The sequence below is a fragment of the Candidatus Methylomirabilota bacterium genome (genome assembly GCA_035936835.1).
Classification (GTDB): domain Bacteria; phylum Methylomirabilota; class Methylomirabilia; order Rokubacteriales; family CSP1-6; genus AR37.
The window spans coordinates 17,730-41,408 of sequence record DASYVT010000178.1 but is presented as its reverse complement, the minus strand read 5'-3'; the positions used below and the strand labels follow the sequence as shown (position 1 = coordinate 41,408).

Below are 23,679 nucleotides of genomic sequence, written 5' to 3'. Positions count from 1 at the left end.
TGTGGAAAACCGCGCGGAGCATAGCACAGGCCCTGTGCCCAGTATATCAGGCGGCTGCATCACGGCGCGACCGCATGCTGTCCTATACTCGGCCCATGCGACTCCCGTGGGCCCGAGCCGCCCTCCTGGTCGGTTTCGTGACCGCCGTGCTGCCCAACCCCGTCTCAGCCCAGAAGATCCTGAGCGTCCCAACCCGCCCGGGCGTCGCCGTGCGCGTCCTGCTTGTGGCGCCCGCCGGGGAGCCATCGGCCACGCTGCTCATGTTCCCCGGCGGCCTCGGGGCCAACCACTTCGGCGAGCGCGACGGACGCATCTTCATGGGCCAGAACTTCCTCGTGCGGACCGCGCGGCTCTTCGCCGCGCGCGGCCTTCTCGTGGCGGTCATCGACACACCCTCGGACCAGCCCCAGGGGATGGACGATGCGTTCAGGATGGGCAAGACCCACGTGGAGGACGTGACAACGGTACTGCAGTCGCTCGAGGCGCGGGCTCCCGCGCCGATCTACCTCGCCGGGACGAGCCGGGGCACGCTGTCGGTCGCGGCCGTCGCCGCCTCACTCAAGGATCCGAACGTGAAGGGTCTCGTTCTGACCACGAGCCTGGGCGACGGCGGACGCGGCCGCAGCCGCGCCGTCACCGTGTACGACGCCCCGCTCAAGCGGATCACGGCACCGGTCCTGGTCGTGCACCACCAGCAGGACGCATGCTGGGCCTCGCCCTTCGGCGCCGCAACAGGGCTGCCGGCGGCCCTCTCTGGCAGCGCCAAGGTGGACTTCGTCGAGGTAACGGGCGGCGATCCGCCGCGCTCCGAGCCCTGCGAGGCCCTCGCCGCCCACGGCTTTGTCGGCCGCGAGCGCGAGGTGGTGGGCGTGATCGCCGACTGGATCGCCGGCAAGCCCGTGCCGAAGAAGCTGCCCTAACGCGGCGGGACGATCCAGAGCGAGAGCGCGTGGGTGCGCTCCGGGCCCTTGAAGTTGACGACGCGCGCGGGCTGCCAGTCACCGATCGGGAAGTCGTGGGAGACGATGCGCGAGCCGGGCTTGAGCTGGGACAGGAGCTTGGGCTTCAATCGCAGGTTGACGTCGGGGGACAAATACAGCGTCACCACGGTCGCCTCGCTGATGTCGGCGTCGAAGATGTCCTGCTGCAGGAATCTCGAGCGCTCGGCGACGCCTGCGCGCCGCGCGTTCCTCGCTGATTCGGCCACGAGATCCGGATCGAGCTCGATCCCCACCCCGCGCGCCCCGAAATCGCGCGCCGCCGCGATCACGATGCGCCCGTCGCCCGAGCCCAGGTCGTAGACCATATCGCCCGGGCCCACGCGGGCGAGCCTCAGGATCTCGACCACGACCTCGGGCGGCGTCCGGACGTCCGGCACCTCGACGCCGGGCACGCGCGCGCAGCCTGCGGAGGCGGCCACGAGCAGACAGAGGCCGGCCCACACCGCGGGCAGCTTTCGGACGCGGCTCATGAGGGGCATCCTATCCCATCAGCAGGCTTGACGCCGCCCGCGCCCGGCCCTACAGTCAGCCCCGCTTCGCGCGCAAGAGAAAGGAGCAACCCATGGCAACGGGCAAGGACGGCTTCGAGGCGCTCACGATCGGGCGTCGCGTCACCTTCAGCAAGACCATCTCGGAATCTGACGTCTACCTCTTCGCCGGCATCACGGGCGATCTGTCGCCGAATCATGTCGACGAGGAGTACATGCGCAAGACCAAGTACGGCCGGCGCATCGCCCACGGCGCGCTCGCCCTCGGGCTCATGTCCAACACCTCGACGAAGATCCTCGAGGGGCTGGCGGGCACGTGGGTCTCCTACGGCTACGACAAGGTCCGCTTCCCCGCCCCGCTCTTCATCGGCGACACGGTCACGGTCGACTACGAGATCGTCGAGCGCGACCCGGCGCAGCGGAAGACCTTCGCGCGCGTCACCTGCACCACCCAGCGCGGCGACGTGGTGTGCGCGGCGACCCACATCCTCAAGGGCGTCGAGTGAGCGAGCGCCCGGCGCTCAGCGTTCTCTCGGGCGTCCGCGTCCTCTCGTTCACCCAGTTCCTGCTCGGGCCGTCGGGCGTCCAGTTCCTTGCTGACATGGGCGCCGACGTGGTCAAGATCGAGCCTCCCGGCGGAACGCTATGGGAGCGCCATTGGTCGGGCGCCAACCTGTTTCTCAACGGCGTCAGCGTCTTCTTCCTCCTGGCCCACAGGAACCAGCGCAGCCTGACGCTCGACTTGAAGAAGCCCGAGGGCCTCGCCGTCGCGCGGAAGCTCGTCGAAAGCGCGGACGTGCTCGTGCAGAACTTCAGGCCCGGAGTCATGGAGCGGCTGGGGCTCGGTTGGGACGAGGTCTCGAAGGTCAACCCAAGGCTCATCTACGCCTCGGCCTCGGGCTACGGCGAGTCGAGCCCGTACCGCGAGAGGCCCGGGCAGGACCTTCTCATGCAAGCGTTCTCCGGCCTCGCCTCCATTTCCGGTCGCGCCGGCCAGCCGCCGACGCCCGTCGGCACGGCCGTCATCGACCAGCACGGCGCGGCGCTGCTCGCGATGGGCGTGCTGGCGGCGCTCCTCGAGCGCGCGCGGACCGGCAAGGGTCTCCAGGTCGAAGCCAGCATGCTCAAGGCCGCGCTCGATCTCCAGATCGAGGTCGCGTCCTATCACCTGAACGGCGCGCGCCTCGAGAGGAGCCCGACCGGGCTCGCGAGCACGTTCCACCCGCCGCCCTACGGCGTGTACGCGACGCGCGACGGGCACATCGTGCTCTCCATGTCGCCGCTCGGCGCGCTGGCCCGCGCGCTCCCGCTTCCCGCGCTCGAGCCCTACGCCGCGGTCACGTGGAACTTCGAGGCACGCGAGGCCGTCGCCCGGCTCATCGAGCCCGTCACGCGCGGGCGCACGACGGCGGAGTGGCTCGAGCGCCTGGTGCCGCAGGGCATCTGGGCGGCGCCCATCAACACGTATGACGAGACCTTCGCCGACCCCGCCGTGCAGGCGGCCGACGCCGTCGAGGAGATCCAGCATCCCGTGGCGGGGCCCGTCAAGCTCCTCCGTTTCCCGCTCGAGCTCTCGACGGGACGCGCGGAAGTGCGACGGCCGCCGCCCATGCCGGGCCAGCACACGGAGGAGATTCTGCGCGAGTGCGGCTACGGCGAGGAGGAGATCACGCGCCTCCACGCTGCCGGCGCGGTGTGAGCCGGGCTACGGCGATGCCCCGAACACGTGGGCCAGGAGGAGCGGCTTCACGTCGGTAGCCCGCACGACATCCCCGGTCATGAGCCCGGCCTCGCTCGAGATCAGCACGGGCCCGGCCTCGGGGCTCTCGGGGAGCCGGCCGGGGGAGCCTCGCACGAGGCTCGCGTCGAGGGGGATCACATCCATGAGGTACCGGAACCCCGCCGCCTTCCTGAGCAGCATCCAGCCCACCTTGAGCTTGGGGGCGCGCAGCGCCGGATCCAGGAACAACTCCACCGGATCGTAGCCGGGCTTGCGGTGGATATCGACGGTGCGCGCGAAGTCCGGCGCCCGCTCGTCGTCGAGCCAGTAGTAGTAGGTGAACCAACGTCACGGCCCCGGAAAGTCTACCCTCAAACTGTCTACCCAGTGGGGAAGCCTACGCAGAGAACCGGGTGCGGTACGACCCTTGGGTACGGAGTTACGGGAAGTTGTGCGCTTTGACACGGCCGCCCAACCCGCCTAGACTCCCGTCACGTCCTACCAGGTCACCAGTCGGCTCTGCAGGAGGCCCGGAATGCGGCGGCGTTCAGCTGGGCTCCCCTTGCTCTTCATGCTCACCGCTCTGTTCGCGCCGCTCGCCGCCGAGGCGCAGCAGGTAGGCAAGTTACAGCGGGTCGCTCTCGTACTGCTATCACCGGAGTTTGCAGAGTGACCTACCAACCAGGAGGACAGAGAATGTTTGAAGGGCGATTCGTCTCGGCTGCCGCTAGGTTGACCTTTCTCGCACTCCTCGTCGTCCTGACCACTTCTTTTGGCGCGGATGCGCAGCAGGGGGGAAAGGTCGCCCGAATCGGCTTTCTGAGCGGCGATGCGCCTCCCGCTGCTCCCGACTGGAAGCAACACTCCGTGACCTATCAGGCCCTTAGTGATTTGGGCTGGCGGGAGGGCAGTAATCTCTTGACTGAATGGCGATGGGCCGACGGGCGGCTCGAACGGTTGCCTGATCTAGCGGGCGAACTTGTCAGGCTGAACGTCGATGTCATTGTCGCAGGCGCATTCAAGCCTGGGCAGGTGGCACGTCAAGCCACCCGCCGGATTCCTATCGTGCTTGTGACCTGCGATCCGTACAGATGGATCGTTGACAGCCTCGCACGGCCCGGTGGGAACGTCACCGGGCAAACCTGTATGTCGTCCGAGTTGAGCCCAAAGAAACTCGAGTTCCTAAAACAAGCCGTGCCCCGTATTAGTCGCGTCGCGTTTCTTTACAACCCTGACGACCCCGGGCCATCTCAGGCGTTGAAATTCTGCCAGGACGCGGCTCCGTCACTAGGGGTGACGCTCTTTCCCGTGACGATCCAACATCCATCCGAGATCGACCACGCGCTTTCCACAATCGCCAAAGAGCGTCCTGACGCATTGTTCGTCTATCCGGATTCGGTCACGGCGCGCGTGCGAGACCAGACAATCGACTTCGTCAATAGGCAGCGCCTCCCGGCAGTCTACGGGTTCCGAGCTTGGGTAGACGCGGGTGGTCTCCTCTCCTACGGCGCCAGTCTGGCGGACATGCAACGCCGAGCTATGGGCCAGGTCGATAAGATTCTAAAGGGTGCCAGACCCGCTGATCTGCCAGTCGAGCAGCCGTCCAAGTTCGACCTAATCATCAACCTGAAGGCGGCGAAAGCCCTCGGCCTGACGATCCCGCACTCGCTCCTGCTGCGGGCGGATGAGATCATCCAATGACAGTCAAGGGGAGATTGTGGCGACTACCGTCCCTAGCACACTTGATCTCAAACTGACTGATTGCCTAGGAGACCACCATGGCCTCACGCGATGAGATGAAGGAGGCCAAAAAGGAGGCCGGGCTCTGCCTACATGGGGGCTGTGGAAGCAAGGCCGTGGCACCGCCTGTTGTTGAATACTGCGAGAAACACCTTCCTGAGCATCCGCATCAGGTCTTGCAGCGGAGACGAAAGAAGGGGCCCCCGTCAAACTGACCCACTACCGGAAAGATTCAAACGCGCCCGGGCTCACTCCACCGCCGAGGGCAGGGGCTCCACCCGCCCCGTCGGCTCCTCGGAGGCGGCAACCGGCTGGGCGCTGACACGGCGCATGAGCGGGATGGCGAGCGGCAGCACGGTGAAGAGGACGGCCAGCATCCAGAAGTCGTCAGCGTAAGCCAGCACCTGCGCCTGCCCCACCACATCGTGGTAGAGCATGGCCGTCGCCTGCTTTTCGGCGGTGAACGAGTCGGCGCCGCGCGAGGCGAAGTGGGCCGTCCACGCCTTGAGCCGGGCCGCCGTCGCGGGGTCCCAGACGTTGACGTGCGCCGCCAGCACCGACTGGTGCCCCTGGCTCCGCCTGGTGAGGAATGTCGTCGCGAGCGCCACGCCGACGCTGCCGCCCAGGTTGCGCAGCACGTTGAAGGCCGCCGTGGCGTTGCCGAGCTTCTGGCGGCCGATCGTGGCGAGCGTGAGTGTCACGAGCGGCACGAAGATGAAGCCGAGCCCCAAGCCCTGGAGGAAGCGCGGCCACACGAGCGCCCAGTAATCCACGGTCAACGTAAGATGCGACATCATGTAGAGGCTCACGGCATTGATGACGCAGCCGAGGGCCACGAGAACTCGCTGGTCCATCCGGGTCACGAGACGCCCTGCAATGATGAGCGAGATCAGGTTGCCCACGCCTCCGGGACCCAGCACCGCGCCCGAGTTCCAGGCATCGTAGGCGAGGAGCTTCTGCGTGTACAGCGCCACCAGCAGCATGCTCGAGTAGAGCCCGAGCCCGACCATCATGACGAAGAACGAGCCCGTGGCGAAGTTGCGGTCCGAGAACACGCCCAGGTCCAGGATCGGCTCCCGCGCCGTCAGCTCGCGGATGACGAAGCCGACGAGCGCCGCGAACGCGATGACCGACAGCGCGACGATCAGGTCCGAGTCGAACCAGTCCTCGTGCTCACCGCGGTCGAGAACGAGCTGGAGGCAGCCGAAGCCCACCACCATCAGCACGAGCCCGGGCGCGTCGATGCGCCCCGGCTTCTTCAGGTACTCGGGGTCGAAGAGGAAGGTGCTGATCATGAAGAAGCCCAGGAGCCCGATCGGCAGGTTGATGTAGAAGATCCAGCGCCATGACCAGTTGTCGGCGATCCAGCCGCCGAGCGTCGGACCGAAGATCGGCCCCATCATGATGCCGATACCCCAGACCGCCATGGCGAGCCCGCGCTGGCCGAGCGGGAAGATCTCCCAGAGGATGGCCTGCGACAGCGGAATCAGCGGGCCGCCGCCGATGCCCTGGAAGATGCGCGCGATGATGAGGAAGGTCAGGTTCGGCGCCAGGCCCGACGCGAAGGAGCTGATGGTGAAGAGCGTGGTGCAGAGCAGGAAGAAGCGGCGGCGGCCGATGTAGCCCGCGAGCCATCCCGTGGCGGGAATGATGATCGCGTTGGCTGCTAAGTAGGAGGTCAGGACCCAGGTCACCTCCTCGAGGCCGGCCGAGAGCGAGCCCTGCATGTGCGGCAGCACCACGTTGGTGACACTGGTGTCGAGGATCTGCATGATGGTGACCATCATCACGGACAGCGTGATGAGCCACTTCTGCGCTCCCGGGAGATTGGCCCACGAGTTCATCGAGCTAGCGGAGCTTTACGGTGACGACGGCGGACATGCCTGCGCGCAGCGTGTGGGGGTTGCCGAACTGCCCGGGGTCGAGCTTGATCTTGACGGGCAGCCGCTGGACCACCTTGACCCAGTTGCCGGTGGCGTTCTCCGGCGGCAGGAGCGAGAAGCGCGCGCCCGTGCCCGCGGCGAGCGAGTCGACGGTGCCCTTGAAGACGCGATCGCTGAACGTGTCCACGCGCACTTCGACGGGCATGCCCGGGCGGATACGATCGAGCTGCGTCTCCTTGAAGTTGGCCAGGACCCAGACCTCGTGCAGCGGCACGATGGCCAGGAGCGGCTGCCCCATCTGGGCGACGTGGCCGAGCTCGACCGTGCGCTTGGAGACGACGCCGTCCACGAGCGCCCGAACCTCTGTGTATTGAAGCTGGAGGTCGGCGAAGGCCAGATCGGCCCGCGCCTGGGCCAGCGCCGCTTCCGCCCGGGCGATGTCGGCTTCCTTCATCGGAACCTGCTGGCGCTGGCTCTCGGTCTTGGCCAGCGTGCCGCGCAGCTCCGCCACCCGCTGACGCGCCTGCTGGACCCCGAGCCGCCTGGAGGCGAGCGCGGCCTCGACCTGCTGCGCCTCACGCTCGACCTGGATCTTGCGCCGCTCAAACGCTTCGAGCGAGGCGCGCGCCGTGCCCTCGGCGGCCTCGGCCTGGTCATAGTCCCGCTGGGCGACCAGCCCCTGGTCGACGAGCTTGCGCTGGCGGGCCTTCTCGCGGACGGCCTGGACCGCGGTGGCCCGCGCGCCCGCCACGTCCGCCTCGGCGGCCGACGCCGCCGCGCGCTTGGCCTCGAGCTGAGCCTGCGCCTCCTCGACGGCCGACTGGCTCGCCGCTTCGGCAACCCGCGCGCCTTCGAGCGCCCCACGCGCTTCGTCACCCTGCGCCGCGGTCACCCCGCGCGTCATCGGCAGCTCGGATCGCAGGGCCAGCAGCGCCGCCTCCGCCACGGCGACCGCGGCGGCCGCCTGATCGCGCTTGGCTCTGAAGTCCCGCGGGTCCAGGCGGAGGAGCACGTCCCCCGCCTTGACCTGCTGGTTGTCCTGGACGAGGAGCTCGACGACATTGCCCATGACCTTGGCGCTGACGACGGCCACCGCGCCCTCGACGTAGGCGTCGTCGGTGCTGACCTGGGAGCGGGCCTGCCACCACGCCCAGCCGCCGAACAGGAGGCCGGCCAGGCCGACCACGGCCGCGGCACCGATGACGATCCGCCGGCGGTCGTCGGGGAGGCCGTTCATGCCGCGGCGGCCTTCGTCGCCTCGAGCGCCTCGCGCGCGACGGCCGCGGGGTCGCGGGCCCACGCCGCGGGGTTGGGCGCCTCGTACGAGCAGTAGCCCGCGTACCCTCGGCGCTCGATGGCGGCGAAGAAATCCCTGAACGGCACGCTGCCCTGCCCCGGCGGCAAGCGGTCGAGCGCCTGGCCGGGGACGAGCCCGCTTCGCGGCACGTCGCTGAACTGGACGTAGGCGATGTCCCCGCCGGGGACGCTGTCGAGGTCCTCGGGCCGCGCCCCGCTCCGGCCGAGGTGATAGGCGTCGAGCAGGAGCCCGACATGGGGATGCGCGGCCTTGGCGAGCGCCTCGCGCGCGCTCGCGAGCGTGTTGAACTGGTCGCACTGCGAGTTGAACTCGAGCGCGAGCCTGACACCGTGACGCGCGGCGATGTCGCCCACCTCGCCGATGCTCGCCACCGCGCGCGCGGCGTCGCCGCGCCCCCTGTCCACCGGGCTCATGACGGTGCGGCAGCCGAGGGCCTTGGCCCAGCGGCACGACTCGTCGAAGGCGCGGAGCAGCTTGGCGCGCTCGTCGCCCTCGGCCCACATCCAGCCGAGCGTGACGCCGACGCAGGCCGTGGCGAGGCCGGACGATCGCACGAGGTCGAGCACGGCCTCGGCCGCCTGCCCCCGCTCGGCCGCTCGCGCGAAGTCCAGGCGGCGGAGCTCGACGGCCCGCCACCCGGTCTCGCGCGCGATCTCGAGCACGCGCCCGAGCGGCGTCGTGTCGAGGGTCCAGGTGTGGAGCGCGAGCGGGTTGCGCATGGAAACGCGAGGATTATAACGCCGCGGCGGCCGGCGCCGGGGCAAATGAGGCTGCGGCGCTCAGCGCGTCGTAGGGGGCGTGGAAAGGCCAAGCCGGCGGCCCACCTGGGGCGGGCGCGGGAGCCGGTCGTGAGCCGTTTGGATCAAGCGCAGGCGCTCAAGGATCTCGGGCGCCATCGGCGCGCCCCGGCGCGTCTCCTCGCTGACGTGGAGCGACATCAGCTCGTTGGTCGCGGCGAGGTAGCCCTCCTCCGCGTGGTACATCTGGTGGAAGTAGTGCAGGCGCTTGGCGTCGTGGCCGAGGAGCAGCGTGGTGAAGCGCAGCGGGTCGCCCTCGCGGACCTCGCGATGGTAGGTTACGTGGGCCTCGAGGGCGAAGGTGGTCACGCGGGAGGCGCGTCGGTGCGCCTCGTCGAGGCCGATCGAGCGGAAGAACTCGTCGGTGGCGAGATCGAAGACGACCAGATAGAAGCCCATGTTCATGTGGCCGTTGTCGTCTATCCACTCGGGGCGCACACGGTTGCGGTAGACGTCGAACGGCGCCCGGATGTCTGAGGTCACAGCAATCTCCATGTACGAGACGCGGGCATGATACGAGACGCGGGCATCATACGGGGCGCGGGTGCCAGCCGCGAAGCCCCCAGACGAGCGAGCCCAGCGCGAGCAGCGACAGCACCGCGGCGACCGCGCCCGTGGCGGCGAGCCCGCCCCACAGCCAGACGTAGCCGCCCATGAGAGCGCCCAGCATGCGCCCCGTGCCGGAGGTGGCGGAGAGCATGCCCATCATGGTCCCGCGCGCGCCCGGCAGCACTTCGGTGAAGAGTCCCATGGCCGTCACCACGGTGAACTCGAAGGCGAGGAATGCCAGGAAGAGCGCCGCGAGGGCCAGCGGGAGCGTCCGCGACACGGCCGGAAGCAGGAGATACGCCACCGCCGTGAGCGCGACGCCGCCCATGGACGCGCGAACGAGGCCTACGCGATCGGCGAGGAACGCCGTCAGCGACTCGGCCAGGAGCTCGGCCGCGCCGATCACGATCGTCGCCAAGCCCAAGGCCGCCAGCGGCAGCCGAAAATCCTTCTCGAGCCAGGCGCCGTAGATGACGAAGAGCGAATCATTCGCCATGGTGAAGCAGACGCTGTAGCCGAGAGCTCCCAGCGCGGGGCGCCGCCGAGCGAGAAGCCGCCACGCCTGACTTAGGCTGATGCCGGCCGGCTCGGCCCCTCGCGCCGACGGGACGCGCGGCAAGAGAAGTGCCAGGAGCGTGAAGCTCGCGGCGGCGAGCGCGGCCAGAAGGAGGAAGGGCGAGCGCCAGCCGAAGCGGCCGATGAGCCAGCCGATCAGCGGAATGCCCACGAGCGAGCTGCCTGCCCAGGCGAACTCGACGAGGCCGACGGCGAGCCCGCGCTTCTCCCAGGGGACGCGCGCGCCGACGTACGCCTGGATCGCCGGGTCGAAGCAGCTCTTCCCGACTCCGGCCAGCAGGAGCGCTACCAACACCGTAGCGTAGAGCGGCAGCGCCGCCGCAGCGATCATGCCGCAGCAGAGACTCGCCATGCCCACGAGCATCATCGCGCGCGGCCCCCACCGGTCGGCGAGCGGGCCCAGGAACGGACCCAGGAGCCCCGCCCCCTGGTTGAGCGCGACGAGCGAGGTCACGCTGGTGAGCGGCACGTCGAGCCCTCGCGCCAAGGCCGGCGCAAAGGGGTAGGCGAAGCGCCGCGCCGTGTTGAGGAAGAGGCGCGCGAGCGCGGCTGCTGCCAACTCGACGACGAGCCGCCGCTGCGACGATGGAGCGGTCAGAGCCTCGAACCCGTTCTACAGGTGCTTGGCCAGGAACTCCATCGTCCGCGTGCGCGCGAGGGCCGCGCTGGGCGCGTGATAGGCGCCGCGCTCGTCGCAGTTGAAGCCGTGCCCCGCCGTGACATAGACGTGCAGGGGCAGCTCGGGGTGCGCGGCGCGGATCTTCGCATGATGATCCGGCGGAATGGACTGGTCGGTCTCGCCGAAGTGGAAGAGGACGGGGCAGAGCGGCTTCTCCGACGCGGTCTCGGCGACGCCGCCGCCGTAGTAGCTGACGGCGCAGGCCACGCCCTTGATGCGCGTGGCGGCGAGCCAGGCGAGCGTACCGCCCAGGCAATAGCCGACCACGCCGACCTTGAGGCCCTCCGCGGCGAGCGAGCCGACGGCCGCGCGGATGTCCTTGATCATGTCGTTGATGTCGATCTTGCCGCGGATGCCGCGCCCGCGCTCGATGTCGGCGGGCTGGTAGCCGGTCTCGAAGCCGCGCTCGGCGCGGTCGAAGATGGCCGGCGCCAGCGCCACGTAACCGTCGGTGGCGAACCCGTCTGACACCTTCTTGATGTGGGGGTTGACGCCGAAGATCTCCTGGATGACGACGAGGCCGGCCTTGGCCTTCCCCGCCGGCGCGGCGCGGTAGGCGGAAAAGGAGAAGCCGTCCTCGGCCTTGAGCGTGACCATCTGACCCTTGCTGTGATCCATAGGTGGGTCCTCCGGGCCGGCCCTGAGGGCCGGCCGCGTTCAGGGGTGGGAACCGGATGCGGGCGCCATCTTACCTCAGCCGCGGCGGCGGCGCACGACCGGCACGCGCGCAAGCTCGTCGTACAGGTGAACGGCCGCGCGCATGCACTTGAGCCAGTCGCCGAGATGCAGGCTCTCGTTCTCGGAGTGCGCGTTGGTCGCGGGGTCTTCCACGCCCATGAGGAGGCAGGGCACGCCACCCAGCACCCGGGCGAACGGGCCGACGAAGCCGATGGAGCCGCCGCAGCCGATCATCGCCGCCTCACGGCCGAAGCCGGCCTTGAGCGCGCGGCGCGCGGCCTCGAAGGCCGGGCCCTCGGGGTCCGTCGTCCACCAGGGCGCCGCGCTCGTCAGTCGCGCGGTCACGCGCGCGCCCTGGGGCGGCCGGCTGGTCAGCTTGCGTGCGAGGAGCCGCCCCGCCTCGCGCGCGTCTATCCTAGGGACAGTCCGCAGCGACAGCCGCGCCCGCGCCGCCTCGATGATCTGGTTGGAGGAGCCCAGGAACGGCCGCGCTTCGAGCGCGATGACCGTGAGCGCGGGGCGAATCCAGAGGCGCTCGTAGACCGAGAAGCGCTTCTCGCCGCCGAGCCGTACTCCCGGAAGCATCCCGGCCTCCTTCTTGTACTTGGTCTCGTTGAACGGCAGGGCGCGGATGCGGCCGAGCTGCTTCGCGCTCGGCTTGGCGACCTTCTTGTAGAGGCCCGGCACATCGAGCGAGCCGTCGGCCTTGGTGAGATCGGCGATCAGACGGCAGAGAATCTGGACGGCGTCGGGAACGGGGCCGCCCCAGGCGCCGCTGTGCACCGGCTGCTTGAGGCAGGCGACCTCGACGTCCACCTGGCAGATACCGCGCAGCTGGTAGGTCAGCGCCGGGACGCCCGTGTCGAAGTTCGCCGTGTCCGACAGCACGATGTAGTCCGCCCCCATGAGGTCGCGGTACTCCGTCAGGAAGCGGCCGAGGTTCTCGGAACCGATCTCTTCTTCGCCTTCAACGATGAACTTGACGTTGCACGGCAGCGAGCCCGCGGCCTGGAGGTACGCGGCGGCGGCGGCCACGTGAACCATGACGCCGCCCTTGTCATCCGCGGTGCCGCGGCCGTAGAGCCGCCCGCCGCGCTCCGTCGGCTCGAAGGGCGGCGAGAGCCACTTCTCCGGCCTGCCCGGCGGTTGGACGTCGTGGTGGCCGTAGAGGAGAATCGTCGGCGCTCCCGGGCGCTTGAGCCATTCGCCGTACACGTAAGGATGCACGCCCGGGATCTCGAGGACGCGGACATTATCCACCCGCGCGCGGCGCAGGGCCTCGGCCGTCGCCTCGGCGGATCGCCGGACTTCCTCCTTCGGGAAGCCGTTCGCCGACACGCTCGGGATCCTCGACATCTCGCTGAGCTCCCGCGTGAAGTCGCCCATGTGAGCGTCGAGATAGCGGAGGGCGTCGGCAACCGCGCCATTTGGCTTGCTCATTTTTTCCATTCTCCTGCTGGGTCCCTTTCGTCTGCCGGATGACATCGGTCCGTGGCAATCTTATGCCATGAACAACTTGGCAATGCTCGCAACCGCTCCCGCAGCCCTGCTCGTCCAGGCCCGTCAGACCCTGGCCGTTTCCGAATCCTCGGCCGGCGGGCTGATCTCCGCCGCGCTTCTCGCCATCCCGGGCGCCTCAGCCTACTACCAGGGCGGGGGCGTGATCTACACCCAGGGCGCGCGGCGCACGCTCCTCGCTATCCCCGACGAAAGCGTCAAGGGCATGCGGTCGAGCACTGAGGCCTTCGCGCTCCTGGCCGCCCGCACGATCCGCGAGCGCCTCGGGACTACTTGGGGCCTCAGCGAGACCGGTGCCAGCGGCCCCACGGGCAACCGCTACGGCGACGCCGCCGGCCACGCTTGTATCGCGATCGCAGGGCCCGTCGAGCGCGTGATCACCCTCGAGACGCGGAGCGCCGACCGCGAAGCGAACATGTGGGCCTTCACCCGCGCCGCTCTCGATCTCCTCTCATCCTGCCTGCGCGAGGCGGCCGGCGCTCAGCGATAGCGCTGCATGAAGCGCCGGTCTATCCGGTCCTTGAACCGCCATGCCCACGCGCCCTCGGCGGAAAGACCCCACTTGGAGGCCACGGCTCGGCCATCGCCTAGGTTGAGCAGCGAGAGGAAATCGCGCTGAGGGCGATACGGTTTGAACACTCGCCTCGTCACCCGCGCCCGTAAGTTATACGCCAGCACCGGACCCTGGCGTACTGCATAGACCCCCGCCTTCGCGAGTCGAGGATCCGTGACGAGGCTCGCGCAGTCTCCGGTCGCGAAGATCTCGTCGCGGCCCACCGCCTGGAGCGTCTCGCGGACCTTGATAAAGCCGCGCGGGTCCCGCTCGAGGCCTGAGCCGTCGAAGAGCGGCAGGCTCGCCGCCCCCGCGACCCAGACGAAGGCGTCGCATGGAAGCCGCGTGCCGTCCTCGAGCGTCAGCGCATCCGCATGAGCCTCGGCCACCGCAGACCCGCAGCGGATCACGATGCCGCGAGCGCGGGCATTCTCCTCGATTCGGCGCGCCGCGGAGCCCGGGTAGCCCGCCAAGACTCTCGGCCCGGCTTCGAGAAGCAGGACTGAGGTGCCGCGCAGTCCCAGGCGATCGAAGCGCGCGCGGAAGGCGAACGCCAGCTCGACACCACCCGCCCCCGCTCCCACGACGACGAGGCGAAATCCTTGCCGGCTTCGCGCGCGCTCGATGAGCGCATCCACCGCCCGCACAAAATCCCCGATGGGGCGGGTCGGGAGCGCGTGCTCCTTGACGAAGGGGCGGTCCCAGCCCGACACGGTCGAGCCCACGTCGAAGGACACCGTGTCGTAAGAGATCGGCGGCGCACCCTCGATGCGAAGCCGCCGCGCCGACACGTCGAGCCCCGTCGCCCTCGCGCCGACCCACAGGGCGCCCGCCTTCCGCGCGAGCCCCTGCACGTCCATCTGGATGTCCTCGAGGCTGTACTGGCCGGCGACGAAGCCCGGCACCATGCCGGAGTACACGGCCATCGGACGGTCGACCACGACGGTGAGATGAGCGCCGGGCACGGGCTGCCGCGTCCAATCGCGCAGCACTTCGACATGGCTGTGGCCGCCGCCGACAAGGACGAGCTCGTGGCGGGTCCGGGAGGAAGAATCGACCGTGGCTCAGCTCCCGGGGCGCCCGCCCCGACCTTCCAACTCTTCTCTGATGATGCGGCGGAGGCTTTGCCGCGCCGTGGACATCACCCGGCGCCCGCCGAACCAGACGCCCGCGACCATTCCGAGGAGCGCGAAGCCCATCACGCCCCACTGGACCTCCTCGCGGTGAAGGTAGCCCTGCTCCTTGTGCTTGATGTCGCAGTCCTCGCGCACCCGCTCGACGTCGGGGAATCCCGGGTGGATCTTGTTCGCGGCGCTCATGTTGCTGTAGGCGCGGTAGTGGAGATCGCGGATGTAGAGATCTACACCATGGTTCCAGAGCCGCGTGAACATGCTGTCGCCCTTGGGCGTGACGCCCGCCTTGGCCGCGGCCTCCTGGATCGTTTCGACGGGGATCAGGAAATTGAAGCCCTGGACGACCTGCTCTCCCTGGAGCGACGTGAACGTCGCCGCGCCGATGACCTGGCCGCGGTCGTCGAAAACCGGGCCGCCGCTGTTGCCCTGGATGATAGCGGCGTCCGTCTGGATGACGCGCTGGTCGCCGATGTCCCGCTTGAAGCCCGAGACGCGGCCGACCGTGATCGAGGGCTCGTATTGGGTGGTCCGGCTGAGCAGCTCGTGAGAAACCACGACGCCTGGAAAGCCGATGACAAACAGCGCCTGGCCCAGGTGCAGGTCCGTGCTGTGCCGGGCCATGCGGACGACGGGCAGCTCCTTGTCCTCGATCTTGAGGATGGCCACGTCGCGGCCGTGCTCCTTCTTCTGGTTCCCGGATGAATCCGGGGTGGCGCCGACGACGACGTAGGCCGGCGGGCTGTAGAACTTGACCTCGGCCGGGTAGGCCTTCCCGTTGGAGAGATGCACTTCGAGCGTCCGCTCGACGGCGAGACCGCGACGGTTCTCGGGCGTAGCGGCAAGCGCCCGGATGCGCTGCACCCGCGCGGGACCCGGCAGACCGTCCAGCTCGGCGGCGCAGGCCGTCGCCACCGCATTCTCGGCGAGCTCCGCCGCGAACGAGCTGTCGGCGCCCTCCTGGTAGGGCTGGATGACGTGGCCGTTCGTGACGATCCAGCCGTCGGGGTGGATGATGGACCCGCTCCCCATCTCGCCGATCGCTCCCGGCCGGACGGTCGCGCTCGCCCCCGAGCCGCAGCGCACCGTCGCCGTGGCGCCGATCTTCACCGCGATCATGACGACCGCCGGCTTGGCACGGAAGACGGCCGACTGGAGCTCGGCCTCCGTCGCGGCCTCCGGAGCTTCCGGATATCCCGCTGCCAGGAGCCACGCCGCCGCGCCGATCAGTAGAGCGACTACCGTCCTCGACATTGGCCCCTCCCCCCTGGGCCCCTCCCCAAGTCTCCCGGGGTTGGATTCTCCGCCCGGTGCCCCATGTTCGCTGGGAGCGGAGCGCAGGTCGTCAAGAATGTGTGAATTCAAGACCTGACCCCGAAAAGGCCATCGCGTCAGTCGGGCGCGCCGGAGGCGCTGGCGAGCTGGCGCGAGACGAGATGCGCGTAGAGCCCGCCCTTGTCCAGCAGCTCGCGATGGCTGCCGGTCTCCGCCACGCGCCCGTCCTCGAGCACGATGATCCGGTCGGCGTTGCGCACCGTGGAGAGCCGGTGTGCGATCACCAACGTAGTCCGGCTGCGAGCGAGGAGATCCAGGGCGCCGCGGACCGCCTGCTCGCTGACCGCGTCCAAGTGCGAGGTCGCCTCGTCGAGGATCAGGATGGGCGCGTCCTTGAGGAAGGCGCGCGCGATGGCCACGCGCTGCCGCTGGCCGCCCGAGAGCTGCGCGCCGCGCTCGCCCACGACGGTGTCGAGCCCGTCGGGCAGGCCGGCCAGGAACTCGGTCAGCGCGGCCTGCTCCACCGCCGCCGCCACTAGGGCTTCCGTCGCCTCGGGGCGCGCGAGCAAGACATTATTCCGCAGCGTGTCGTTGAAGAGGTAGGTGTCCTGCGCCACGAGAGCGATGCGGTGGCGGAGGTCGTCGAGCCGGTACTCTCGCAGGTCGTGACCGTCCAGCCGGACTGCGCCCTCGTCGGGATCCCAGAACCTGAGGAAGAGGCTGGCGACCGTGGTCTTGCCCGCGCCCGAGGGCCCGACGAGCGCCACCGTGCTCCCGCGCGGCACCGCGAACGATACTTCGCTGAGGGCGCGCCGGCGGCGGCCCGGATAGGTGAAGCTCACCAGCGACATCTCGAGGGCCGGGCCGCCCGACACGGCACTTCCCACGCGCACGCCGACGCCGTCGGTCACGGGTGTAGGCTCAGCGTGCACCGCGTGGACGCGCCGCGCCGCGCCCAGGGTATCGGCGAGCTGACGGCTCACCTGGGCGATCTCCCAGACCGGCACGAACGCGGACAGGGCGAGCAGCGTGAGGAGCGGGACGAGGGCGCTGTCGAGCCGGCCGGCGGCCACCAGCGCCGCGCCCGCGCCCACGACCGCGAGCCCGCCGAACCCGGTGGCCACTTCCTGGAAAGAGGTCTGTAAGGTCAGGTCGTGGAGAAACGGCATGCGCACCCGGAGGTACTCCAGCGCCTTGGCCCCGAACTCCTCCCCCCTCGCGCGCACGTGCCGGAAGGCGACGATCTCGCCCAGTCCCTGCACCGAATCCACGGCGTGGGCCGTCAGGTCTCCCGACACCTCGCGCGCCCGCGAGCCGAGCCTGTCGATGCGGGAGCGGGCGAGCACGGGCGTCAGCGCGGCCCAGGCCAGGAACGGAAGCAGCGCCAGCGCCATCGGCCAGCCGAAGGCCGCGAGCGTGACGAGAACGCCCAAGGGCACCAGCACGGCGACGAAGGCGGGCGTGATGGTGTGGGCGAAGAAATACTCGATCAGCTCGACGTCGTGCGTGGCGACGCCGACGAGGTCGCCTGTGCGCCGGCGCGTGAAGTACGCGGGCGCGAGCGCGTCGAGCTTCCGGAAGATGTCGAGACGCATGTCGTTCAGCAGGCGATACGCCATGTCGTGGGCCAGCCATGACTCGAGCCAGTGCAGGAGCCCCGCCAGCGGCGCCGCCAGCGCGAGGGCGACCAGCAGCCGGCCGAAGGGCATGCCGTTCTTCACCGCGCGGACGATCAGCGCGCTCAGCACACCGACGCCGATCAGCGCGACGACCCGGGCGACGCCGAGCAGGAATGTGAGCACGAGGCGGGCGCGGTACCCGGCGACCATGCCGAGCAGGACGCGGATCAGCTGGGGCCAGCCCATCCCCTCGGCCCGGACGATGGCATCCACGGTTTCAGGATCAGCAGCGGCGGACGCCGGCGGCTCGACCTCGAAGGCGTCCGGCTCGGGCTCGAGGCCCGGCGCGGCGGGGGCCGCGGCGCGGCCGGCGCCATCCTGGGCCTGCGCGGCCATCAACCGGTGGTACGCGCCGCCCCGGCCCATCAGCTCCGCATGCCCGCCGCTCTCGACTACGCGCCCGTCGTCGAGGACGAGGATCCGGTCGGCGCCGATCACGCTCGAGAGCCTGTGCGCGAAGATCAGCGTGGTCCGACCTTCCATGAGTCGGTCGAGCGCCTCCTGGATCACCGCTTCGCTCTCGGCATCCACCGCGGAGAGCGCTTCGTCCAGGATGAGGATCGGCGCGTCGCGCAGGAGGGCCCGCGCGATCGCGATGCGCTGGCGCTGGCCGCCGGACAGCCGGATGCCGCGCTCGCCCACGACGGTGTCGTAGCCCTGCGGCAGCCGCGTGATGAACTCCTCCGCGTTGGCCGCGCGGGCGGCGGCCCGGAGCTCCTCCGGCGTGGCGTCGGGCTTGCCCATCCGGAGGTTCTGCTCGACGGTGCCGTGGAAGAGATAGGTGTCCTGGCTCACCACCGCGATGAGGCCGCGGAGCTGATCCAGCGTCAGGTCACGGAGGTCGCGGCCGCCGATCGTGACGCGGCCGCGCTCCGGGTCATAGAAGCGGAGGAGCAGCCGGGCGATGGTGGACTTGCCCGCGCCGCTGGGCCCCACGATCCCGACGCGCTCGCCGGCCGTGACCTCGAAGGAGAGGCCGAGGTGCGCCGCGCGGCGGCCGCCGGGATAGGAAAACGTCACGCCCTCGAAGGTCACGGCGGGCGCGAGCGATGCCGCGTCGCAGAGCGGCGTCTCGCGGTCGCGGACCAGAGGCTCGGCCTCGAGGATCTCGATGATGCCGCCCGCGGCGGAGAGGCCGAGCATGCCCTGATGGAGAACGACGCGGAGCTCGCGGAGCGGGCGGAACACCTCGATGCCCAGCATCAGGATGACCAGGAGCGCGGTGAGACTCATCTCTCCCGCCTGGACTCGCCAGGCGCCGAGCCCCAGCGCCGCCGCCGCGCCCACGGCCATGCCCGTGTCGGTGATGCCGCGGGCAAACGTGTTCGCCCCGAGCAATCCCATAGTCGTGTGGAAGAGGGCAGTGCCCTTCTCTTCGAGCAGGCGCCCGCGCGAGCTGCTCTGGCCGAAGGCTTTGAGCGTGGCCAGCCCCTGGACGGAGTCGAGGAACTCCGCGCCGAAGGCGGCATAGGCTTTCTGGCGCGCTAGGCTCTGCCGGCTGTCCTTGCGGTGCCAGAGGGACGGCGCGATCAGCGTCACCACCGCGGCCGCGAGCAGGACCAGCGCGATGGGCAGGTCCACGAAGGCGACGAAGCCGAAGATGAGCGGCGGCGTCAGCGCGGCGACGGCGAGCTGCGGGAGATATTGGCCGAAGTAGACCTCGAGCTGCTGGACGCCTTCCACCATCGAAAGGATGACGTCGCCGGTGCGGGAGCGGGTGAAGTGGGCGGGGCCCAGCGCGGTGACGCGCTCGTAGATGGCCTGGCGGAGCCAGGTCTGCACGCGCGCGGCGGTGCGGTGCGCCGCCATGGCGCGCCAGTAGTCGAGGGCGCCCCGGAGCACGACCGCGGCCGCCGCCAGCGCCATGAGCGGCAGGAACGAGCGCAGCGAGTCGCCCGCGATGACGCGGCCGAGGAGCCATCCGAAGAGCGCAAGGCGCGCGATCCCGGTCCCGACGGCCAGGAGGCCGAGCAGCACGGTGCCCGCGATGCGCAGCCGGACGCCGCGCGTGAATGCCCAGAGTCGGCGGTCGAGGTACATGGGCGAGTCCCACCAAGATACACCGAGACGACGCCGGCGGGGCGCCCGGGACGCCGAGGCCTGCTGCGTGCGGGCCTCTGCAGCCGGCCGCCCCGGAACTTGACAGCGAGCGGCCATGTGACCGATGATCGGCGCGATGACGACGCTTGAGCGGGCGGAGGCGGCCGAGCGGGCGATGAGCGAGGAGCTCGATCGCGTCGTCGTAAAGTCCGTGCTCTTCACCTCCGGCGAGCAGGATCCCACGAAGCCGGTCCCGCGGCCCCCGGACCGGGGCAAGCTTTACATGATGGGGCCCGACCCGCGCCTGCCCCGCATGCCCGACAAGCCGACCCTGCTCGACTTCTTCAAGTGCCGGTTCGCGCCCGCCAACCACCTCATGCAGAGCGCGCGGCTCGCGCAGAAGAGCGGGGCAAGCGAAAAGATCATCCTCGCCTGCCTCCTGCACGACATCGCTATCGCCGGGTTCATCCGCAGCGACCACGGCTACTGGGCCGCCCAGCTTCTCGAGCCCTACGTGGACGAAGAGATCAGCTGGGCCATCCGGTATCACCAGGCACTGCGGTTCTTCGCCGACGAGTCCGTCGGGTACCGCTACCCGGACATGTACGTCAAGCTGTTCGGCCCGGACTACAAGCCCGAGCCCTATATCAAGCGGGCCCACCGGGAAGCGCGCGAGCACAAGTGGTACATGACGTCGCGCCTGATCTGCGTCAACGACCTCTACTCGTTCGATCCCACCGTGCAGGTGCGTCTCGAGGAATTCACGGACATCGTGGGCCGGAACTTCAGGCAGCCGAAGGAAGGGTTGGGCTTCGACGGCAGCCCGACGGCGCACATGTGGCGCACGATCATCGCCCCAACCAAGTACCTGTAGTCGGGCGCCGATAAGGGCCCATCTGCTTCGTTGCCGCCCTCAGCCCCAGGCTCAACGTAGCCGGGCTACGCCTCGCCTGCGGCCTTCGGGCGGCGCCTCGCATCTGGACCCTTCTCGACGCCCTGCCGTTTTCTAGCGGGCGGTGGGAAGAGCGCGGCGGATCTCTTCTACTACTGAGGCGTAGCCGGACCGGAGCACGCCCGCGTCCGACCCGTAGTTGATGATGGTGGCGCCGACCGCGATCATCTGGCGCACACCCTCCACGCTGTCGGTCACCATCGCCACCGCCTTGCCGTGCTTGCGCGCGGCCGCCACGAGCCGGCGGCGGTGCTCGTCCAGCACCTCCCGCTGAGCGTGCGTGCCGAGTACTCCCAGGTCCTGGGCCAGGTCGGTCGGCCCGATCGTCAGCGCGTCGATGCCCGGGATCGACGCGATCTCGTCGAGGCGCTCGAAGGCAGCCTTGGTCTCGAGCATGATCGTGACGTGCGCGCGGGCATTCGCGGCGGCCATGTGCTCGGCCGGCGGCAGTGTCCGGTACTCGGTGTGGGGGCCGAAGCCGTACATGCCCCGCGCGCCCAGCGGAGCGTACCGGCAGCACGCGGCGACCGCGGCCGCCTGTTCGGGCGTGTCGACCTGCGGGACATGCAGGTTCCACACGCCGGCGTCGAGCAGCCGCGTGATCCACTCGCGGTTGCCCTCGGGCGGCCGGACCACCAGCGGGAAGTCGAGCGCGCGCGCCAGGGTCGCCATGTCGGCGACCGTCTCCATGGAGAACGGCGAGTGCTCCATGTCGACCCGGGCGAAGTCCAGCCCCGAGGCCCGGAGCAGCGTCAGCACCGCGGGGGTCCGGATCATGGTCACCCACGTCCCGATCTGGACTTCCCCACGCTCGGCGCGAGCCCGGTAAGCGTTCTCGTTCATCGGTACCGCCTCCGCTAGGGCGCGAGGACGAAGGGCACGCCGGCGCTCTTCGCCACCGCCCGGAGCTGTTCCATCAGGTCGTCGGGGATCGGCACGCCGTGCTGGAGCCGCTCGCGCCGTGTCGCCATCTCCGGGTCCCCGGCCACGAGCACGGGCTGGGCGGGATCGGCCGGCTTCGCGTTGTGGAGCACGTCGATGACCTGGTCGAGGTCCTCCTCGAATAGGCCGTCTGGGCGGAAGGCGCGGGGATCGATCGCCATGAAGAAGTGGCCGATGTTGTGCGGATCCGACGGCCCCTGCGTGCGGTTGCGGATCGGCGAGAACGAGGCGCCCGAGAGCGCGCCGCCGAGGATGTGCACCATCACCGCGAGGCCGTAGCCCTTGTGGCCGCCGACCGCGCGCGCGCCGCCGAGCGGCGTGATGCCGCCCTCCGGCCGCTCGAAGACGTGGCGGAACGCCTCCTCCGAGTCGGTGACGGGCTGGCCGCTCCCGTCGACCACCCAGCCCGGCGGCAGCGGCCGATGGTTCAGCTTGTACACCTTGACCTTGCCGGCGGCGACGGTGGTGGTCGCCATGTCGAGCTCGAACGGCGGATTGCGCCGGGCCGGGGCCGCGAACGCGAGGGGATTGGTTCCCATGACGGGCTCGGCCGCGAACGTCGGCACCAGCGTCACGCCCCGGGTGGACGCGGTGACCATGCCGATCACGCCGCGATCGGCCGCGATCCGCGAGTAGCAGCCGGCCGCGCCAAAGTGATGCGAGTTGAACACGGACACCACGGCCACGCCGGTGTCGCGGCACTTGTCAACGGCGAGGTTCATCGCGTGCACCGAAACCGGATGGCCGAGCGACGCGTCGGCGTCGATCAGCGCCATCGCCGGCCCCTCGCGAACGGTTTTGAACATCGGGCGCATGTTGAGCCGGCCGCTGCGGAACTCGCGGTCGTACGTCGGTAGCATCGAGATGCCGTGCGAATCGACGCCCCGAAGGTCGGTCTCGAGCATCATCTCGGCCGTGGTGTCGGCGTGGGCGTCCGACATACCCCAGGCGCGCAGGACCGAGCTGAGCTGCTGGCGGATCTGTTGCGGAAGAACTCGCATCGGTGTCTCCATGGTCCCTATCCTACCGGCATGGCCCCCGACCCTACCGGCCCGTCCTGTGGGTCACAGCTCGGCGACGTCGACAGCCTGGCCCTCGGCGGCGCTCCGGGTCACCGCGTCCGTGAACTCCATGTAGCGGACGCCGTCTTCGAAGTTGGTGCGCGTGATCTTCTCGCGACCCCGAATCGTGTTGACGAATTCCTCCTCGACGCGCCAGCCGACCCGCCGCACCGTGGGGATCGGGATCTCGCGCAGCTCCTTGTCGCCGCGCTTCCCGCCCGAGAGGCGCTTGGCGTCCGCCTCGAGATGCAGCGTGCCCTCGCTCCCGAAGATCCACACCCCGGCGGCCGGCGCCAACCCAGTCACGGCGCTGAATCGCATGTGGGCGACCGCCTCCCGCTTGAAGGTCGCGAGGATGTCGACGTGATCGGGCACCTTGACGTCGTGCCAGGCGCCGCCACCGTCACGCCTGCGCGCGACGGCGATCTTGGTCATCGCCATCACGCGGCGAGCCGGGCCGAGCCAGCGCATCATGGCTTCGTACCAGATGCCCATGTTCAGGATGTTGTGACCGCTGAGCGACACCTGGTGGCGCCAATGCAGCGGGCCGTCGGAATCGACGAAGCGCCCCTGGCTCGCGTGCAGCTCCACCGCCAGGACCTCGCCCACGTAGCCGTCGGCGAGCAAGGACTGCAGCGTCGAGTCGGTCTCGAGCGTGTGCGGCGCGGGCACGAGATGGGCCACGAGCTGGGGCGCCTTGCGGGATGCCTCGAGCATGCGCCGCCCCTCGGCCGCGTTCATGGCCATGCGGGCCTCGCAGAGCACGTGCTTGCCCGCCTCGAGCGCCGCCAGCGTCATCTCGCAGTGCATGTAGGGCCAGGTCCCGATGCAGATGGCGTCGAGGTCCGGGGCCCGCACGACCTCCCGCCAATCCTCGTGGACCCTGGCGATGCCGAACTCCTTCGCGACGCGCTCGCCGGATTCCCTCGAGCGGTTGGCAACGGCCGCCAGCTCGACACCGGGCTGCGCGCGAAGCTTGGGCAGGTGGTGGAGCCGGGTATTGGCCCCAGCGCCGATGAATCCGACACGGATCACGTTGGTGGCCATGGCGCGACATGGTAGCACTTCGCGCCGTCTTCGTCGCGCGGCGTCTGAAGGGC

At 69.7% G+C, this 23,679-nt stretch carries 19 protein-coding genes and 2 pseudogenes; 6 read left to right on the top strand and 15 right to left on the bottom strand.

Annotated elements, in window-relative coordinates; all coding sequences use genetic code 11:
• The first annotated feature begins 95 nt into the window (after nt 1-95).
• Nucleotides 96-920, top strand: a complete 825-nt coding sequence (locus VGV06_16145; protein HEV2056673.1) for an alpha/beta hydrolase — start codon at nt 96-98, stop codon at nt 918-920.
• Here VGV06_16145 and VGV06_16140 read toward each other — a convergent pair.
• On the bottom strand, nt 917-1,471 hold the full coding sequence (locus VGV06_16140; protein HEV2056672.1) for a methyltransferase domain-containing protein: 555 nt from the start codon (nt 1,469-1,471) through the stop codon (nt 917-919). The genes VGV06_16145 and VGV06_16140 overlap by 4 nt on opposite strands.
• Nucleotides 1,472-1,563: 92 nt before the next feature.
• Here VGV06_16140 and VGV06_16135 point away from each other — a divergent pair, with 92 nt between their 5' ends.
• Nucleotides 1,564-1,995, top strand: a complete 432-nt coding sequence (locus tag VGV06_16135) for a MaoC family dehydratase (GenBank protein HEV2056671.1) — start codon at nt 1,564-1,566, stop codon at nt 1,993-1,995.
• The gene (locus VGV06_16130; GenBank protein ID HEV2056670.1) at nt 1,992-3,188 is read left to right on the top strand and encodes a CoA transferase; all 1,197 of its coding nucleotides are present in this window, start codon (nt 1,992-1,994) and stop codon (nt 3,186-3,188) included. The genes VGV06_16135 and VGV06_16130 overlap by 4 nt, the downstream gene beginning before the upstream one ends.
• A gap of 6 nt (nt 3,189-3,194) precedes the next feature.
• Here VGV06_16130 and VGV06_16125 read toward each other — a convergent pair.
• A pseudogene (locus tag VGV06_16125) lies at nt 3,195-3,554 on the bottom strand (alkaline phosphatase family protein).
• 351 nt (nt 3,555-3,905) lie between these two features.
• Here VGV06_16125 and VGV06_16120 point away from each other — a divergent pair.
• On the top strand, nt 3,906-4,910 hold the full coding sequence (locus VGV06_16120) for an ABC transporter substrate-binding protein (protein HEV2056669.1): 1,005 nt from the start codon (nt 3,906-3,908) through the stop codon (nt 4,908-4,910).
• Nucleotides 4,911-5,197: 287 nt separating this feature from the next.
• On the opposite strand, the gene VGV06_16115 is transcribed toward VGV06_16120, so the two are convergent.
• From VGV06_16115 to VGV06_16085, 7 genes are all read right to left on the bottom strand, one after another.
• Nucleotides 5,198-6,793: a DHA2 family efflux MFS transporter permease subunit gene (locus VGV06_16115; GenBank protein ID HEV2056668.1), complete on the bottom strand. Its 1,596-nt coding sequence runs from the start codon at nt 6,791-6,793 to the stop codon at nt 5,198-5,200.
• 4 nt (nt 6,794-6,797) lie between these two features.
• On the bottom strand, nt 6,798-8,069 hold the full coding sequence (locus VGV06_16110) for an HlyD family secretion protein (protein HEV2056667.1): 1,272 nt from the start codon (nt 8,067-8,069) through the stop codon (nt 6,798-6,800).
• Nucleotides 8,066-8,869: a sugar phosphate isomerase/epimerase gene (locus VGV06_16105; protein ID HEV2056666.1), complete on the bottom strand. Its 804-nt coding sequence runs from the start codon at nt 8,867-8,869 to the stop codon at nt 8,066-8,068. Before VGV06_16105 ends, VGV06_16110 begins: the two co-directional genes overlap by 4 nt.
• Before the next feature lie 60 nt (nt 8,870-8,929).
• Nucleotides 8,930-9,430, bottom strand: coding sequence for a thioesterase family protein (locus VGV06_16100; protein ID HEV2056665.1), 501 nt, complete (start codon nt 9,428-9,430; stop codon nt 8,930-8,932).
• A gap of 46 nt (nt 9,431-9,476) precedes the next feature.
• The gene (locus VGV06_16095) at nt 9,477-10,631 is read right to left on the bottom strand and encodes an MFS transporter (protein ID HEV2056664.1); all 1,155 of its coding nucleotides are present in this window, start codon (nt 10,629-10,631) and stop codon (nt 9,477-9,479) included.
• A 54-nt stretch (nt 10,632-10,685) separates the two neighbouring features.
• The gene (locus VGV06_16090; protein ID HEV2056663.1) at nt 10,686-11,369 is read right to left on the bottom strand and encodes a dienelactone hydrolase family protein; all 684 of its coding nucleotides are present in this window, start codon (nt 11,367-11,369) and stop codon (nt 10,686-10,688) included.
• Between the two features lie 75 nt (nt 11,370-11,444).
• On the bottom strand, nt 11,445-12,869 hold the full coding sequence (locus VGV06_16085) for a M20/M25/M40 family metallo-hydrolase (protein ID HEV2056662.1): 1,425 nt from the start codon (nt 12,867-12,869) through the stop codon (nt 11,445-11,447).
• 67 nt (nt 12,870-12,936) lie between these two features.
• Here VGV06_16085 and VGV06_16080 point away from each other — a divergent pair, with 67 nt between their 5' ends.
• Nucleotides 12,937-13,437, top strand: a complete 501-nt coding sequence (locus VGV06_16080) for a CinA family protein (GenBank protein ID HEV2056661.1) — start codon at nt 12,937-12,939, stop codon at nt 13,435-13,437.
• Here VGV06_16080 and VGV06_16075 read toward each other — a convergent pair.
• From VGV06_16075 to VGV06_16065, 3 genes and pseudogenes are all read right to left on the bottom strand, one after another.
• A pseudogene (locus VGV06_16075) lies at nt 13,428-14,516 on the bottom strand (FAD-dependent oxidoreductase). The gene VGV06_16080 and the pseudogene VGV06_16075 sit on opposite strands and share 10 nt — an antisense overlap.
• 48 nt (nt 14,517-14,564) lie before the next feature.
• Nucleotides 14,565-15,884 carry a S1C family serine protease gene (locus VGV06_16070; protein HEV2056660.1) on the bottom strand — a complete coding sequence of 440 codons (1,320 nt, stop codon included), beginning with the start codon at nt 15,882-15,884 and terminating at the stop codon, nt 14,565-14,567.
• A 137-nt stretch (nt 15,885-16,021) separates the two neighbouring features.
• Nucleotides 16,022-19,624 carry an ABC transporter ATP-binding protein gene (locus tag VGV06_16065; GenBank protein HEV2056659.1) on the bottom strand — a complete coding sequence of 1,201 codons (3,603 nt, stop codon included), beginning with the start codon at nt 19,622-19,624 and terminating at the stop codon, nt 16,022-16,024.
• A 136-nt stretch (nt 19,625-19,760) separates the two neighbouring features.
• Between VGV06_16065 and VGV06_16060 the strand changes: the two genes are divergently transcribed.
• Nucleotides 19,761-20,498: an HD domain-containing protein gene (locus tag VGV06_16060; protein ID HEV2056658.1), complete on the top strand. Its 738-nt coding sequence runs from the start codon at nt 19,761-19,763 to the stop codon at nt 20,496-20,498.
• A 132-nt stretch (nt 20,499-20,630) separates the two neighbouring features.
• Here VGV06_16060 and VGV06_16055 read toward each other — a convergent pair whose 3' ends face one another.
• From VGV06_16055 to VGV06_16045, 3 genes are all read right to left on the bottom strand, one after another.
• Nucleotides 20,631-21,419 (bottom strand): aldolase/citrate lyase family protein, encoded by a 789-nt coding sequence (locus tag VGV06_16055; GenBank protein ID HEV2056657.1) that lies wholly within the window; start codon nt 21,417-21,419, stop codon nt 20,631-20,633.
• Nucleotides 21,420-21,433: 14 nt separating this feature from the next.
• Entirely contained in the window at nt 21,434-22,519 is a 1,086-nt protein-coding gene (locus VGV06_16050; protein ID HEV2056656.1) for an Ldh family oxidoreductase, read from the bottom strand.
• 63 nt (nt 22,520-22,582) lie between these two features.
• On the bottom strand, nt 22,583-23,626 hold the full coding sequence (locus VGV06_16045) for a Gfo/Idh/MocA family oxidoreductase (GenBank protein ID HEV2056655.1): 1,044 nt from the start codon (nt 23,624-23,626) through the stop codon (nt 22,583-22,585).
• Nucleotides 23,627-23,679 lie beyond the last annotated feature (53 nt).